Origin of the sequence: Pontibacter aydingkolensis, from assembly GCF_019443125.1 — a bacterium.
Lineage (GTDB): Bacteria > Bacteroidota > Bacteroidia > Cytophagales > Hymenobacteraceae > Pontibacter > Pontibacter aydingkolensis.
On the sequence record NZ_JAHYXK010000004.1, the window covers coordinates 240,049 to 256,264 of the forward strand.

General features: G+C 38.2%; 13 protein-coding genes. 10 read left to right on the top strand and 3 right to left on the bottom strand.

Going from position 1 to position 16,216, the window contains the following annotated elements; genetic code table 11:
• Positions 1-43: 43 nt before the first annotated feature.
• The 3 genes from K0O23_RS07190 to K0O23_RS07200 all read right to left on the bottom strand — a co-directional run bounded on the left by K0O23_RS07190 (position 44) and on the right by K0O23_RS07200 (position 4,911).
• The gene (locus tag K0O23_RS07190; RefSeq protein ID WP_219876724.1) at positions 44-2,950 is read right to left on the bottom strand and encodes a tetratricopeptide repeat protein; all 2,907 of its coding nucleotides are present in this window, start codon (positions 2,948-2,950) and stop codon (positions 44-46) included.
• A gap of 1 nt (position 2,951) precedes the next feature.
• The gene (locus tag K0O23_RS07195; protein ID WP_219876725.1) at positions 2,952-3,728 is read right to left on the bottom strand and encodes a hypothetical protein; all 777 of its coding nucleotides are present in this window, start codon (positions 3,726-3,728) and stop codon (positions 2,952-2,954) included.
• A 70-nt stretch (positions 3,729-3,798) separates the two neighbouring features.
• A complete protein-coding gene (locus tag K0O23_RS07200) occupies positions 3,799-4,911 on the bottom strand; it encodes a hypothetical protein (RefSeq protein WP_219876726.1) in 1,113 nt (370 codons plus the stop codon).
• Between the two features lie 291 nt (positions 4,912-5,202).
• Here K0O23_RS07200 and K0O23_RS07205 point away from each other — a divergent pair, with 291 nt between their 5' ends.
• The 10 genes from K0O23_RS07205 to K0O23_RS07250 all read left to right on the top strand — a co-directional run bounded on the left by K0O23_RS07205 (position 5,203) and on the right by K0O23_RS07250 (position 16,212).
• On the top strand, positions 5,203-6,729 hold the full coding sequence (locus tag K0O23_RS07205) for a serine/threonine protein kinase (protein WP_219876727.1): 1,527 nt from the start codon (positions 5,203-5,205) through the stop codon (positions 6,727-6,729).
• A 57-nt stretch (positions 6,730-6,786) separates the two neighbouring features.
• A complete protein-coding gene (locus K0O23_RS07210; RefSeq protein ID WP_219876728.1) occupies positions 6,787-7,596 on the top strand; it encodes a LysM peptidoglycan-binding domain-containing protein in 810 nt (269 codons plus the stop codon).
• Positions 7,597-7,634: 38 nt separating this feature from the next.
• Positions 7,635-10,139: an ATP-dependent Clp protease ATP-binding subunit gene (locus tag K0O23_RS07215; RefSeq protein ID WP_219876729.1), complete on the top strand. Its 2,505-nt coding sequence runs from the start codon at positions 7,635-7,637 to the stop codon at positions 10,137-10,139.
• Positions 10,140-10,151: 12 nt separating this feature from the next.
• Positions 10,152-10,604, top strand: a complete 453-nt coding sequence (locus K0O23_RS07220) for a hypothetical protein (protein WP_219876730.1) — start codon at positions 10,152-10,154, stop codon at positions 10,602-10,604.
• 26 nt (positions 10,605-10,630) lie between these two features.
• Positions 10,631-11,998, top strand: a complete 1,368-nt coding sequence (locus tag K0O23_RS07225; protein WP_219876731.1) for a DUF5458 family protein — start codon at positions 10,631-10,633, stop codon at positions 11,996-11,998.
• 51 nt (positions 11,999-12,049) lie between these two features.
• Positions 12,050-12,466 carry a type VI secretion system tube protein TssD gene (gene tssD / locus K0O23_RS07230; protein ID WP_219876732.1) on the top strand — a complete coding sequence of 139 codons (417 nt, stop codon included), beginning with the start codon at positions 12,050-12,052 and terminating at the stop codon, positions 12,464-12,466.
• 195 nt (positions 12,467-12,661) lie between these two features.
• Complete coding sequence (locus tag K0O23_RS07235; RefSeq protein ID WP_219876733.1) at positions 12,662-13,183, top strand: hypothetical protein; 522 nt, start codon at positions 12,662-12,664, stop codon at positions 13,181-13,183.
• A 57-nt stretch (positions 13,184-13,240) separates the two neighbouring features.
• Positions 13,241-15,124: a type VI secretion system Vgr family protein gene (locus tag K0O23_RS07240; RefSeq protein ID WP_219876734.1), complete on the top strand. Its 1,884-nt coding sequence runs from the start codon at positions 13,241-13,243 to the stop codon at positions 15,122-15,124.
• Positions 15,125-15,197: 73 nt separating this feature from the next.
• On the top strand, positions 15,198-15,737 hold the full coding sequence (locus tag K0O23_RS07245; RefSeq protein WP_219876735.1) for a hypothetical protein: 540 nt from the start codon (positions 15,198-15,200) through the stop codon (positions 15,735-15,737).
• Positions 15,738-15,765: 28 nt separating this feature from the next.
• Entirely contained in the window at positions 15,766-16,212 is a 447-nt protein-coding gene (locus tag K0O23_RS07250; RefSeq protein ID WP_219876736.1) for a GPW/gp25 family protein, read from the top strand.
• The last annotated feature ends 4 nt before the right edge of the window (positions 16,213-16,216 follow it).

Consider the following 16,216-nt stretch of genomic DNA (forward strand, 5'->3'; position numbering starts at 1 on the left):
TATGTATTGACTGATAAGAATATTATGGGGCATTACTAAGTTCTTAGTCCATAAGAACACTGTAACTAACAGCGTCAACAGTTTTTTTATCAATTGTTTTGATCAACTCTTTAATTCGCTTATCCTTTGCAACAGAAGAGGATATGGAGGTAAAGTCATTATTCACTCTATCTCTACTAATCTTTTTTGATTTGAAAGCCTCTTGGAAAGATGGAATAGCATCTTCAAGTTTATTCTCTACCACATTTAAAAAACCTAGACCATACAATGCTTCAGTATTTACAGTGTCTATTTCCAAAGCTTTTAAGAAATCCTTTCTTGCCTCTTCATACTGCCTAAGCTTAAATTTAATGGTACCTCTTTCTGCATAATAATTGGCCGAAGCTTCCTCTATAAAATCGCTATCCAAGTACATGTTATAGTATAATAGTGCTTCTTCTAAAGTACCCAGCTTAGCTAAACTGATTCCTCTGTAGTAGTGCGCGTCAACTAGAGCCGTATCAACTAATATTGCAGTTTGATAGTCACTAATCGCCTCAGAATGTTTGTTTAACATCTGGTAAGATTGTGCTCTGACAAAGTAGTCTTTTGATTTTTTTGTACCATGAACTAGGTTAGAGGAGAAGTCTTTGATTGCTTTTTTATAGTCGCCTATGCTATAATACACAACACCCCGATTGTAATATGCTGCACTATATCTTTTGTTAAAGCTCAATGATTTATCCAGATCTTTAAGAGCATCCTTCGTTAGTTTCATTTCATACTTGCATCTTCCCGCAATATTATATAGTTCAGCTAAGCTGTTCTTTTGATCAAACGATTTAACAGACACAAAACCTACTGTAGCTGTATTGATTTTAGCTGATGTGCTCTCGTTGAATTTTTTAAGTTGTGTGATCGTACTTTCTGCAACAGTATTTGCACTTTGATATTCTAGTAGGCCTTGGTAGCTCTTGCACATAGCTATACTATTGTCAAAGAATAGAGTGTTAGCAGGTAGAGTCTTCTCTGTTACCTGTTTAAAGTCAGCAATAGCTTGTTCAAAATCTCCAAGACGGTGATAAGACACTCCCCTTTTAAAAATAGCAATATTAAGATCGGGAGTGAAACTTAAGGCATTGGTATAACTTCCAATGGCTTCTATGAAAATACCTTGTGAAAACAGTGCTTCTCCACGCATAAAATGAGCGTATGCGTTTTCGGGGTTTATAGTTATTGCATTGTCATATTCAGAAACCGCAGCCTTGTAGTCATTAGTAAGGTATAGTTGATTGCCTTCCTTATAGTGTGTTTCGCTTAAAATCTTGATCGTGCCTTTATCAAAATCGCTTAATTCATATTTTAAAGCTTTACTGAAATCCTTAGCAGCCTTACTTACATCGGTAAAATGTTTATGCTCTATAAAGCCTCTCTTAAAGTATGCTTGAGCATAAGTAGAATCCAAGTCAATTGCTGTACTTAAACTACTATATGCTCCAACTAAATCTTCTTTATTGTCAATAAGAAAAATAGCCTTATCGTAATACCTTGTAGCATTTTTAGGATCTAATTTTATTGCTTGTTCAAGATCACTAAGTGCATCATTTAATTCATTGAGTTGAATTCGTGTAGTTGAGCGAAGTTTATAGTGTTCAGCAATATTTGGGTTATTTGAAATTAGGACTGAATAATCTGCATGTGCTTCTCTTAGTTGTCTGTTTTTATCGTTTATATTTTTTTGAGAATAAGATAGCAATGTGTAAAGTGCTGCCCTTTCTCGAAGAGCTTGTGTAAAGTTTGGATCTTTTCTTATAGCTTCTGTATATTCTTTCAAAGCATCTTCATATTCCCCTTTAGCAGTATAACTTTTTGCTAAAAACAAGTGTATTTCTGCTTTTGTAAAGTTTGGTTGATTACTGTTTTTTAAATGTTTAGAGTATTCTTTAATTAGTTCATCATATTTACCTGCTTCAAACCGACTAATAAATAAATCCCTGTTTCTAATAATGCCACTCATCTCATCTATAGATTGATCCATCTCGCTTCGTATAGTAGCATCAGTTAACTTCTCTTCTTTTGCTTTTCTGAAATATGCTATTGCCTCTTCATAATTCCTTTCCTGCTTAGCTTTCACACCTTTTTTGTAATGATACTCATACCAGTTAATGTTATTAATTTGCTGGAGCTTACGTAATGAATGTGAGCTGTTAGGTCTTAAAGCTAAAGCCTTTTCGAAAGCAGTTTTGGCGACTTCATAATTTTCTTCTCCCAAAGCCTTTTCACCAATGCGGATATATTCCTGGTATTCCTCATTTCTACTTTGTATAGTAGTTCTCACTTCTGAACCTACATCTTCAACAGCTACAATAGGAACATCATTCTTAGCATCATTAATCGAGTCTTCTCGCACATAGTACCTAAGCCCTACCATGTAAGGCATCCACTTGCTATCCTGATTCTCAAGTCTTACTTCCGCCACACGTCTCACAGGCTTATAAGATTTTTTGCTTTTTTTGTGTTTACTGTGGAAGGAGCTATCGAAATATACCTTTACATAATAGTAATCTGCCTTCTTAATTTTGGAAACATCTATGTTATAAAACGTTATTGAGGGTTCACGGCTTTTAGCATAAAGCAAGTCCAAGTCTTCCAAATACCTATCTACAGGTAAATCTGCAGCACTATCAGCTTCTGCTTTTTCTGGGTTTATGTCATCTTCTACTATTACTTTATTATCCCAGAACAGTCGTTGGTTATTTTCAAGAGAATAGGCATTTTTTATCATCAACTTGATGTCACTTGGTCTCATGCCAGCATTTGTAAGCGTATTCAAAAATGACTCGTATTCTTTAATCAGATAGTCAGTCTTATCTATTACTTGACCGGCATCTCTTGTAGTTAGATCTTGGGCATTGGTACTTGCAAAACCATAGCATAGGATGAACATAAAATATTTGAGTAGCTTTTTCATACTATCTGTGAATATTAAGAACTGATGCTAGATATAGTTGCTTTGCAGTTGTATCCATTCTGGTAAGACTATTTACTAGCCAACCTGAATTCTTTGTAGGACGGTGGAACTTTTGTACAGTAAACCCCCAACCATCTATTTGTAAAAAATGATACGTGATTGAGTTCACCTGCTTAAAGGTGATATTACCATTCAGAACCTCTTGAATAAAAAGTAAAAGAGATGAACTTTTAGAGTTACTTGAGATATAACTTGTTAAGTTTTTCTTGTCCCTGAATACATCGTAGAGTGTCATAAAATCAGTTGCATGGCTTATGGGACTGATTGATACTTTGTTAACTATATCAGGATTGAAGGTGGTTGTATTACCATAGTTTATATTGCTCAACGATGGGCCTTTTGCACTAGCTAATACCCACTTACTACCATTGTTAGCTTGCTTTTCAACTTTCAGAATTAGTGTAATATTTTCTTTCTTACCATTATATATAATGGTACACTTAGCTTCTGCAAACCACAAATCATCATTAAAATCTAAGTATATAGGATTTGTTTTACTGCTTACCTGGTTAATAAAATCTTTTATTTCGCTTATTTCCCACTTAGGATTACTCGAGTCAAATATTGTTTTTATTAAATAAGTCCGGTCTAAAGGTATCTCAGGATTTTCATTCAGATATTCATAAATAAGAGTTTTATCGCTGCCATTAAACCTTTCTATAAGTTCATCTAACTGCTTTACTTTATATATAAAACGTTCTTCTTCATTAAGCTGCAAACTTTGACTGAAGCAATTGAATGGAAGAGCTAAAACAAACAGTTTTATAATTAACAACCTCATTATGCCTCTATTTACTAGTTTCTTCAACTCCTACATTTGAAAGAAAAACATCCCATAAGCTTTTCTTTTCACCATCAATTTCTTTTTGGTAACTTTTAAGGATTACCTCTACATTTTTTTGGGTAACATCTCTGTATACAACGTTACCATCATCGTATCCTTCGAACACCTGTTGAAAGGAAACTACTCCATAATAATTTCCATCTGCCCCTAACTTTAAGTCGCTCACATAGCTCACATCTGTCCAGGTTATCACAACCTCATTATATGGTAGTAACTTTAGTCGTTGGAGATATTTACGTACAGTATATTTTTCCTTATCCTCACGATTGACATTTGATACTTCAACTGTAGAGGTATCTGATAAAAACAAACTGCAAGCTGCATCTATTGATTTATTTTGCTCTTCTCTATCGGATTGTTTATCACCAATAAGCGCTATATATTCTCCAAATCTATGGGTCTTTTCTTTAGCCTTAAATTGAAAACGCTCCAGTTCAGCTTTACTTAGCCCCACATTCATTTCTTTAGCGGTGGCAACAACAGGCTCCTTAACACTAATGTCTTTTGTGGCTTTAGTAGAAATCAGTCTGTCAATGTCATCTTTGACCTGCGCTAAACTAAGTGCTACCTTTTTGGAGGGCATATAAAGCATGTGTTTACCATTTCTATAAATAATAGCTGCTATCTTTTCCTTTTCAATATATTCAGTTTGTTTTCCTTCATCCTGACTTTTCAGGTACTTGAATTTATCTCCATCAAGAGATAAGCTATCAGCAACTAATACTGCATTATCTTTAGTTATTATAATGTCAAATGGTCTGCTCTCTAAGTTCTCTAGGAATTCAATAAAAACAGGTGCACTATTAGTGTTATCTGCTAGCACCAAAAACTTTCCTGTATCTTTGAAAGCAAATAAAAGCTGGTTACTTTTTTTTGTATAAGTCGGCCCTTCATAATTTTCTAAGTTCTTATAACTTACCTTCTGTGCATCAATTGATGTTATCTTACATTGTTGCTTAGTACCATCTGTAAAATAGAGGATGTCTTGGCCCTGAGATAGGTTTATAGAGAGTATCGCAGCAATGAGTATTAGATTCTTAATTAAATAATGCATCACTTTTAAATATTATAGATTAGGAACAGGAATATCACTTCTTAAAATGATCCTCTAAATACACTTTAACTACAGTATTAAATATGTATAATTTTTTAACTGTATAATGTAATCTAAATGTACGTGCTATTGAATATGGTTCCTATACCTATCGATCGGTATTTTTATAACTTTTACAATTTAAAATGATAAATACCGATTATTAGGTATAGTTTTTCTCTTCACCTGTTCGTATTATTACACAATTATTGATTCAAATAATACAAACGTAGTTCGTCCTCTATTTTACATTTTATGCCTTCTCTTTATCAAAATACCGTCTTTGCAGGGCACTATCTTCTTAAAGAGTTAGTGGGTCGTGGTGGTTTTTCTGAAGTGTGGAAAACAGAAGACACAATGGCTGATGGTGTTGTAGAAGCTATAAAAATATATGCACCAGAAAGTGGAATGGATGAGGTTGGAATAAAGCAATTCAAGAATGAGTACATAACAATAAGATCACTTGACCATTCTAATCTGATTCAGGTATATCGCTTTGATATATTTAATGGGATTCCCTTTTTAGTGATGCCTTATATGGAGAGAGGCTCTCTTAGCAAATTATTATATGAAAAGGGAGCTTTTTCAGAGTATGACTTAGCAGTTCTACTACAACAGGTTGGAAGTGGCTTAAATTATTTACATACCAGGCAACCTAAAGTACTGCATCAAGACATTAAACCTGATAACATACTTGTAACAACGGACGGCAACTACAAACTAACTGATTTTGGAATTAGCAGCCGCACCCGTAATACCTTACGTAAGGTCACAGGGCACAAGCAGGCACTTGCCCTTGCTTATGCTCCACCAGAAAGGTTTGCTGCAAGACCAATAAATAACGAAGCAGGTGATATATTTTCTTTAGGCGTTACGATCTATGAGCTATGCACTGGTGAGGTGCCATGGATGGGTAATGGTGGCTTAAGTCTTCTTCAGGGGGCTGAAGTACCTGATTTACCTCCTCAGTACTCGCGCATACTCAACAATATTATAAAGGGTTGTTTAGCCCTTGAATGGGAAAAAAGGCCAACTGCTATGCAGCTTGTAGAGGAGGCAAATTACTTTATTGAAAACAACTCCTGGAGGCCTTATGGACAGTTTGCCCCTAACACACCTGTTAGTTCAGCCAACTATCGGTTAAAACAAAAGCTTAAGCCTGTTTTAATTACTGCAACAATAGCATGTGTTATTATGGCTGCATTAGTGTACCCTGAGTTAAATATGCAACTTGGTTCTGTAAAAGATACAATAGCAAAGCCCGTTAAGAAAAGCACAATACCTAAGATAGGTAAAACATCAGAAGCTGCCGTGCATAATTCAGCTTCATCAGATGATCAACCAAAAGAGCAACTTGTTAAGAAAGAAGAAACAAAAAGTAGCGAAGCTCCAGCTGGCAAAGTTTCCAAGACAGTTAATACTGGTGTACCTAAAACAAAAGAAAAGAAAGCCTTATCTACAGCTTCTCCCAATGTAGCAAACCAAAAATCTTTAACTGCTGATACTTACAAGCCAGAAACACTAGGTGATTTTCTTTCTGCGATAAAGAACAAAAATAACCCCATAGCAGCAAGAAAGGGCTGGAGCACAGAAGTCAATAAAATGTTTTCTGCAAATGCTCTGATCATAGAAGAGATTGGCGGGACCCAGATTAATGAGTATAAACCACAGCAATTCTTAGATCTGCTGTTGGAGAAGGGAGATATTAAGAGTCTGAGAATTATCAAGAGAGAGGACAATAATCTTGGTAAAGTACAGAAGCTTTATGTACAGATAGAATAGGAATACGAAATACCATAACTCATGTTTATTCATTTTCATAAATACTAGTGCAAAACCATGGTAAATACTTTGACTACTTCTCATAGAGTTATAAGAGGAGAATCGCTAACCTCTATAGCCAGAAAGTATGGTCTTGACAGTTATGCACCTATAACAGTTGCTAATAATCTTGCAGATAACCAGTCTTTAAAAGAAGGCCAAACACTACTGATTCCTAAATCAAAAGAAAGTTATGAAGTAACTATAAATAAGCTCGAACAGCTGAAACTTGACATGATCAGGATGTCTAAAGAAGTAACAAAAGGGCTTGAAAAAGACAAAAAGAATTTTGAAAAAGTAAACTCTATTATTGACACTACTTCTGACATTTTGACAATTGCAGTAAAAACAACCGCTCATGGATTTAGAGCAGCCAAGGCTGCTCAAGGAGTTATAACGAAAATGCCTTTTATTAAAAAAGGTATTGAGGAAGTTTCAGAATATATGATTGATAAATCTGTAGAGACATTAAATGATAACTTTTCCCCCCAGCATAGCCAAAAAGTTCTAGAATACACTTATAAAACCACAAAGGATAAATATAAAATAGCATTTAAGTATGCTAAAGAGGGATTAAGAATACTTGATATAGCAGAGGTTATTCTCAATTATGTTAGTCCAAGTAAACTCGCTTGGTTTTACACACGATGGGCTGCTGGCGGTGAATCAGTTGATGATACTGAAAAAAATATCAAGAATATGATTGAAGCAACTCAAAATAAAGCAATTGCTAATCTCAATAACAAAATCCAAAAGCTCCAGAGGGAAAAAAATGAATTATACAATAATTCACGGCCAATAACAAATAGAAAACTCCAGTTGATGTAATTTAAAAACAATACTAATAAATACAAAAAGCATTTAGTATGAACACACCTATAATTCAAAGCAACGAGGTTAAACGCGTTATTCAGATTGCTCAGTCAATAGCCCGGGAACATCAACATGAGCACTTCTCTCCTGCTCATTTATTACGTGCTCTTCTTCATGAGGAAATAGGTGTTATAAAATTTTTAAAGTCAATAGATAAGGATGTTCATTATCTGAAAGAATGGGCTGAAGTCAGAATTGAGGGGCATCTCAAAGCATGTAGAGGTGTAAGTGAACCTACTGGAGACGACCGTGTAGTGGCTGTAATGGATGAAGCAGAAATTCTTAGATTACAGCTAAGCCATGATGAAGTAGATCCACTATGCGTATTAGCCGCACTTAGTAAGCCTAACGTAGCATTTACAAAAGAACAACTTAAAACCTTCCCGCTTTCAGCAGATGATGTAGTTGACACATCCGTTGAGAATGCTCTTGTTCAGGCAGCCATCTCACCAGCCACTACTAATGGATCAAAAGTAGGAAGTGAAAAAAACACAACTAAAGCGCTTCATAAGTTTTGCATTGATAAAACATCACTAGCTAAAGAAGGTAAGATAGACCCCATTATAGGGCGTGACCGGGAAACACGAATGATGGTGGAGATACTGGGTAGACGCACCAAACCTAATGTACTTATTGTTGGTGAGCCAGGTGTGGGTAAGACAGCTTTAGTAGATGGTTTTGCTTTAAATATCATCGCCAACAATGTACCAGCTCACCTTCAGAATTCATTCCTTTACGAATTAGACACAGGCGCTTTAGTTGCCGGCGCATCTTATAAAGGCGAAGTAGAAGATCGTCTGAAAAATATCATTAAAGAATTGAAAGCGCTAGACAAGGCCATTCTATTCATTGACGAACTGCACACTTTTTTGGATAGTTCCAGCGCTGTCGGCTCGGGGGCAGCAAACCTACTTAAGCCTGAGTTAGCACGAGGAGAAATAACTGTTATAGGTGCTACTACGAATGATGAGTTTAGAGAATTCATAGAGCCAGAGCAGGCATTCAACAGGCGCTTTGAAGTGCTACGAGTTGAGGAGCCAGATGTGGTATCAGCTACAAGAATGCTGCAAAAGCTTATTCCCTTTTACGAGCAGCATCACGGGGTACAGGTAGCACATGATGCACCAGAAGAAGCTGTAAATCTCGCCAAACGCTATGTAAAAGACAGGCGCTTACCTGATGCTGCCATCGACCTATTAGATAGAACTATGGCAGCGATCAGAATGGCTGACGAAACATCTGAAAAAGAATTAGCTACGCTACAGCAACAGCTCTTAACAATGACTGAGAATACTCATTCAATGGCAGATCTTCATTGGTTCAAAAGAGAGCTAAACAGTCGAATCAGCCCTATCCTACTCAGCCAACTAGAAGAGTCGGAAGATGATGAATTAGAAACACCTGAGGCACTGTATAATCATTTAACACAAGTGCTAGATGATTTGAGATCTCTGGCCACAGAGAAGAAAGGAAGTGTAGAAAAAGTTGACCTGGCGGCCGTTGTGGCACACAAAACAGGTATTCCACTCGGTAAAATCCAAACAAAGGAGCGCGAAAAGTTGCTGGGTATGGAGGAGACCCTCCAGCAACGGGTGATTGGCCAGGATCAAGCGATAAAAGTAATTGCCGAGGCTATACTTGAAAACCGCTCCGGGCTTACAAAACTAGGGCAACCAATAGGTTCTTTCTTCTTCTTAGGACCAACTGGTACTGGTAAAACGGAATTAGCTAAATCAATTGCGGATTTTCTCTTTAATGACGAATCTGCTATGATACGCTTCGATATGTCAGAGTTCAAAGAAGAACACTCTGCGGCCCTGTTATACGGTGCACCTCCAGGTTATGTAGGCTACAAAGAAGGTGGCCTGCTGGTAAACAAAATTCGGGAGAAGCCTTATGCCGTACTGCTTTTTGATGAGGTGGAAAAGGCACACCCTTCTGTGTTTGACGTATTTCTTCAGATACTTGATGAAGGCAAGCTGCATGACAGGTTAGGCAAAGAGGGTGACTTCTCGAATGCAGTAATTCTCTTCACTTCGAATATTGGTAGCGACTTTATTGTAAATCGATTTGAAGAACAAGGAACACTGCCTGCTTCATCCGAAATGATGGAAATTATGAGCAGGCACTTCCGACCAGAATTCTTGGCTCGTGTAACTGAAATAGTACCATTCGCTCCGATCACGGAAGAGAATGTAACTAAAATATTCAACATCCATCTGAAGAAGTTACTTGAGACACTTAGTAAGCAAGGAATAACGCTTCAGATCACCAAACAGGCAGTCTTGAGCTTAGCGCTCTCCGGGTTTACCCCTAAGTATGGCGCTAGGCCACTAACAGGGGTTATTCGAAATCAATTAAGAAGACCCATTTCCAGAATGATCATATCTGAGAAAATAGGCCGTGGCTCCACAGTATTACTTGATGTAAATGAAGCCCAGGAACTGACTTGGGAAGTGTTACCGAAAGAATCAGAATTAATTTCCGATGAACTATAACTTATCTAACGCATGAACGAAGTAGAAATCGGTGGACAGCTTGTCCCACAGCAATCTTTTGAAGCTATCACACAAATATCTTCAAACCGTACCCTTTTGGTACAACAATTAACAACAAAGCCTACAAAGCCCGAACCTGTAACAGGCTTGAAAACCGTTGACGAAGTTTTTCAACACTTCAAACCCAGTGTTAAAGTAGAGTTTGAAACGCCAGAAGGCAAAACAACAAATGAAGAACTAAAATTTAACAACTTAGGCGACTTCGGAAAAGATGGGCTGATCTCCCAAAGTGAATTCCTGACAGAGACAAAAGAGCAGCAGGAGACTTACCAGAAAATAGCTAAGCAACTAAGAACAAATAAAATCTTAAAGTCCGCTTTACAGAATCCGGAGACCAGACAGGCTTTTATGCAAAGTATAGAAGCACTTATACAGGAAATTGACGAAGCAGACGGAGCAAGATAAGGAGTATCACTACTAATACTAAAATTATGGAACAGGAAGAAGTATTAAAAACACCAGAATTAGAAGCTGTACAAGTAGAACGCTCGGCTCCGGCTCTGGAGATAAATGAACTTTGCGATCAACTAGCTGAATATGGCGGCTTTGAACTTATTGAAACCTCTATTGAGGGTGCAAAAGTGATGAACCCTGAGAGCAAAGCCAGAAAAAACATTTTCTTATCAGAATCATCAAGAGAGAAGGATCGCCTAAAGCTAAAAAAGCAGCTACAAATGTGGCTCGATCTTGTAAGCAGTTCAGATGCTATAGCAGAAATGGTAAGTGTTGCCCAAGAAAAAGCTGATTCGGCAGAAGACACACTCAAAACAAACCTGAAAAAAGCTGTGGAAGAGGTACGTCCGCTTGAGCAGGCATACCGCTCAGTAGCTATGTTCTACAAAAATGCAGAGAGTGATAAGATAAAGAACCTTACCATCTTCAACGCAAACATAGATCGCCTTAAAGACCTAGACAACACGCTGGTAATTGATAAAATAAGTGAAGAGTTGAAGGCCAGACACGACCGGTTAGACCTGCGCGAGAACTATGCTTTGTTAGTTATACCAGGGTATTTAGGATCTAACAAAGTAGTGGAGAAATGGGCTAAGATCGCTCACCAAAATAAGGTGATGCTGGTGACTGACTTTGAGAATTTAGATGCCCCGGATGCGGTGATGGAAGAATTCGATGCTGCCAATCTTACAGGCGGTGACATTTATAGATCAAATGTACTGATGACCTGCAACTGGTTGGTTGGCCGTGAAAAGCACCAGGACCTTGGCGAGGATGAGGAATTGCTGTTGCCTCCCTCTACTGCCTTGGCAGGAAAAATATATAGTACTTTAATAGCTCAGCCTACAGCAGGCAAAATGCATGGTGGTATTAATGAAGTGGATGGCGTAAGCTTCCCTCTTAAAAAAGGAGAAATAACAGAGCTGGAGAAGCGCGGATTAGTACCTATGGTAAAAGAGTGGGAAAAGGTAATGGCCTTCTCTGCCAAAACACTTTATACAGGTAACGACATTGGCCTTCAAACCTACTCCGTAGTACGTGTATTTGACTACGTCGGCAAAGTTCTCGTCGACTTCCTGAACCGCCAGGCATTTGTGAACTGGACACCGGTTGTAGAAAGAGATCTAAGAAAAGAGATCTCCAAGTACCTAGAGAGTATCAGGGGTAGTGATAAGATCATACAGGACTACAACCTGATGCGATTGGAGCAGGACCCAGACACAAAGCAAATATTTATAGACCTGCACATTACTCCTTTCTTCCCAGCCAAGAACTTCATGCTGAAACTTGGTGGAACTAAAGGTGACACCGCAGAAGCATGGGCATCGGAATACGCGGAGCAATAAACTTAATTTAACTTTTCTAAAACTGAATCATCAACTTAAAATTTTAAAGCAATGGCTGTTAATGCAAGACTAAACTTAGACAGTTTAAAGGATGTGAGAGTAATTGATTTCTCTTACAATTTCAACCGTGACATTGATGCCTCTGGAAGACCTTCAGGTTCTGTTAGAGGTGGCACAGTAAACATTACAATTGAGTCCACAAAAAGCGCCTTTCTGCCTGCCTGGATGACAGTTGGATCTGGTAAAACAAAAAGTGGAGAAATAACCATCAGTGACGATGAGGATGATGCAAAATCTCTAAAAAAGATAAAGTTCGATGATGCTTTTATTGTGAACTATGGCGAGAACTTTAGCTGGCAGGGAGGCGAAAACATGATGGAAACATTTACCATATCAGCGCATAAGTTGAAAGTGGATGGTGAAAACGGTCCTGCTGAGTTTCAAAATGAGTGGCCGAGCAAAAAATAGATAAGTTTAAGTTTAGTAGTCTCTTCGATTACTTAGGAGACTACTAAACTTAAACTTATATACTAAGAGTATTCTATTTATTCTTCAACGTAGGCGTGAAACACGTTCAGCACTATTCTATTCTTTTATGAAGAACATTCATTAGAATAATTGATAATGAAATACCAGGATATAAATGTTTGAATTTTAAAAGTAATGGCTGGTCGTAAAGGTGTGTTAACTATTTATGAATCTAATAGAGTGCCTGAAAATAAAGAATCTATGGCCTCTTTTATTAAAACTTTTGCAGAAGGTACATGGAAGAACTTCATTGACACAAACAAAAGCACGGTTCCATCAAAAGCTACAGACGCAGTCGGTATACTAGTGGGAGCTAAAACGACCGCTTATTACGGTGCAATCTCCCCTGTACAAGCTTTAAACCCACTACAGTTGTTCAAAGGGAAAACGCCATTCCCAGCAGAATTCACAGCTTCTGGAGCAATACGAGTTTTTGAATATACAAACTTACAGCGAGCAATTTTACTCGCCAAGGCTTCTCTAGCTAAAGTTGTTCTTGTGACAGTAGCATATGAGGGAGGAGTACTTGTGGGCTCCATAATAAACCAAGCACTACCTGAATCAACTAAGGATGCAATTGGTGGTACTATATATGAAATTGTTGAAAACGAAGGCTGGAAAATGTTATTTACTAACCCATTTGGTTTAAAAAAGTAGATTTTCCAACTCAATTGTTATAAAAGATTATTTATTTATAAATCAAAAACCTATCCATTGGCACAGCATGTAGATGTACATATAAGCATTGAAGGAGAGCAGCTACTGCCTTTCTCAAGCATTTCTATCACGCAAGATATTCATCAACATCATGCGTTTGAAGTCGTGCTGCCTGTGGATGCTTTTGAAAACAGCAGCAGGGGCTTTTTGCAGCAGTCAAAAGAGTACATAGGCAAAAGTATTATCATACGTTTTGGATCAAAGCTCTTTGAGAAAAAGTATCCTGACAACCAGTTCATCGGACTTGTCACAAACATAGGGGTGTGTAGATCAGGAAATGGCGAACGCCAGGTGATTGTCCGGGGGAGCAGCCCTACCATACTGATGGATGGGAATGGCCAGTGCTGTTCCTTTACGCAAAAGTCTCTGCAGGAGATTGCAAATGCAGCCCTCGAGAAAGTACCTCGTTCTCTGGAAACGGAGGTAAGCCCGATGAACGGGAATGCTATACCTTATACAGTTCAGTTTAACGAAAGTAACTGGGCCTTCTTACAGCGGATGGCAACCAGTTATGGGGAGTGGTGCTTTTACAATGGTACAAAGCTGATTTTTGGTAAACTACTGAAAGGCGATGTAATTGATCTGCCTTTTGGTGAAGATCTTTTCAGCTTTGAATTTGACCTGCACCTGCTGCCTGTAAATAATAAGGCCATAGCATACAATTACCTAGAGAGCGAAGTATATGAGAGCGCTGCCTCCTCAGCTTCCGTAGAAGATCTAGATGAGTTCGGAAAATTTGCATTAGATCAATCAGCTAAAGTGTTTTCACAGGAACCTGCCTTTGCCGCCCGAAATGTGGTAGTACAGCAGCAGGAACTTGATGAGGTTCTTACAGTACAGAAAGCCGCTTCTGCGCGAAGTATGGTCATAGCAACTGGCGACAGTGACAACCCTCACCTGAACGTAGGTACTGTCGTCAACATAACCGGGGAAGCTGTTAGCGAACAGGATTATGGCAGGTTCATTGTCACATCGGTTGTGCATCACATTAGTGGCTCCTACTCCTACAGCAATGATTTTACTGCCATTCCTGTAGAAAATCAGTCTCCACCGCCAGCGCCTGTACGAAGACCCCAAGGCGAAATTCAACCAGCCGTGATCATCGACAATGTAGATCCGGAAGGGCTTGGCAGGGTGAAGGCACAATTCTACTGGCAAAAGGCGCCCGAATCTACTCCCTGGATACGCGTAGCCAACACGATGTCTGGTAATGGTAAAAGTGCAATTCATGGCTTTTACTTCACGCCCGAAATTGATGATGAGGTCATGATAGGATTTGAAGACAATAACCCTGACAAGCCTTTTGTCATGGGAAGCGTGTACCACAAAAAAGTAGCGCCTTCAGAATGGAAGGATAGTAACAATAACTTTAAAGTGATACGCACCCGCAACGGCAACGAGATCTATTTATCTGATAAAGACGGCAAAGAAGAAATAAGGATAATCAATAAAGATACTGGTGATCCTACCAACATGATAGCCCTTTCGATGGAAGGCAATGGTAAGATTACTATTCAGACAAAAGGGGATTTGATGATGAAGGCCAAATCCATAGAAATGACAGCTGAAGAAGGCATAAAGATCACATCAGGCAAAGCAACTGATATGAAAGCTCAGGAGCTAAATGCGAAAGCTGATCAGGGTATCAAGTTAAATTCAGGCCAGGCCACAGAAATAAAGGCTATGGACATGAAAGTGAACGCAGATAATGCTATCAACTTGATAGGACAGCAGATGAGTATGGAAAGCACATCCACTAAGTTGAAAGCCTCTGCACAACTCAATATAGAAGGAGCCCAGGCAACAGTTAAGTCTCAAATTCTGCAAATTGATGGTGGGGCTCAGGCTTCGGTGAAGGCTGGCATTATTAGGTTGAATTGATCTTTATAAGCAGAAGGAAATTAGCCTAAGGCTAAATCAAAAATAGTTTAAGACAACATACTTGGTTAAGTCAATGGAAAAAGCGGATCAACTGTCACCGAGTGATATAAAATCATTTAGAACCACTATAGCAACCACTACGCTAAAGCCCGGTACAGTACTTTGGAGATTTGCCTCCAGCATGCATGCCAGTAAGTTTGGTGCTTATTGGGTAGACGCTAAAACCATGTCTGAGATAATGATAACATTCAGTGCTTTGAACATCTATGATCTTAACTTTAAGAAGAGTGTCATCAGAGACAGCTTGGCATTACTTTCTAACTGGGACACTCATTGTGAATATAGAGTAAAAATTGAGTTGAAAAAAGAAGTAGTAGCTCATGTTGGCACCATAGGTACTCAGCAGACCTACATGAAGGCTAACCTAAATAATAAGCGTACGGCTGATGCTGCTGTGAAAAAATTAGCGGGAGGAAACAGCCAAAACATAGAAAAGATGATAGAACAGCGAATTGGAGGTTATACGCAATATGTTATACCACGCTTCAGGGACAGAAGCCTTAACCAAAACGATAATCAATATGCAAAGCTGCTGCATTTCTGTCACATATAGTTTCTTTAATCTTGAATAAAGGCTTGACATGAGCATACTTTACAACTATTACACACTTCCTCTTCAGTGCCAGGACCTTATTCAAAAGAAAAGACAATCAAGGTGTACTCTTGCTGATTCCCTTCGCCAGCATATACACCTACTTATCAGAACCCATTTCAACGAGAGTAGATTCGACAGTGAGTACGGGTGCATGATATGGGAAAAAGACTTTGAAACGATACGAAGTGTAGACAAATGGAAAACAGAGCTTTTAGATTCTTTTCAAAAAGCACTGAAAAAGTATGAAGTCAGGTTATCTGATATACAAATAGTAGTTAACCTGGATGATTTAAAAGTAGTTGATCCAAAGACCAGAAAAATAGTTGAATTAAGAAGAAGAATAAATCTTCATATAGAAGGAATAATCCGACAGACAAACGAAGCATTTCAACACAAAGAATTTATATTTTTTAGTCCCCTTTCACTCACATAAGTGT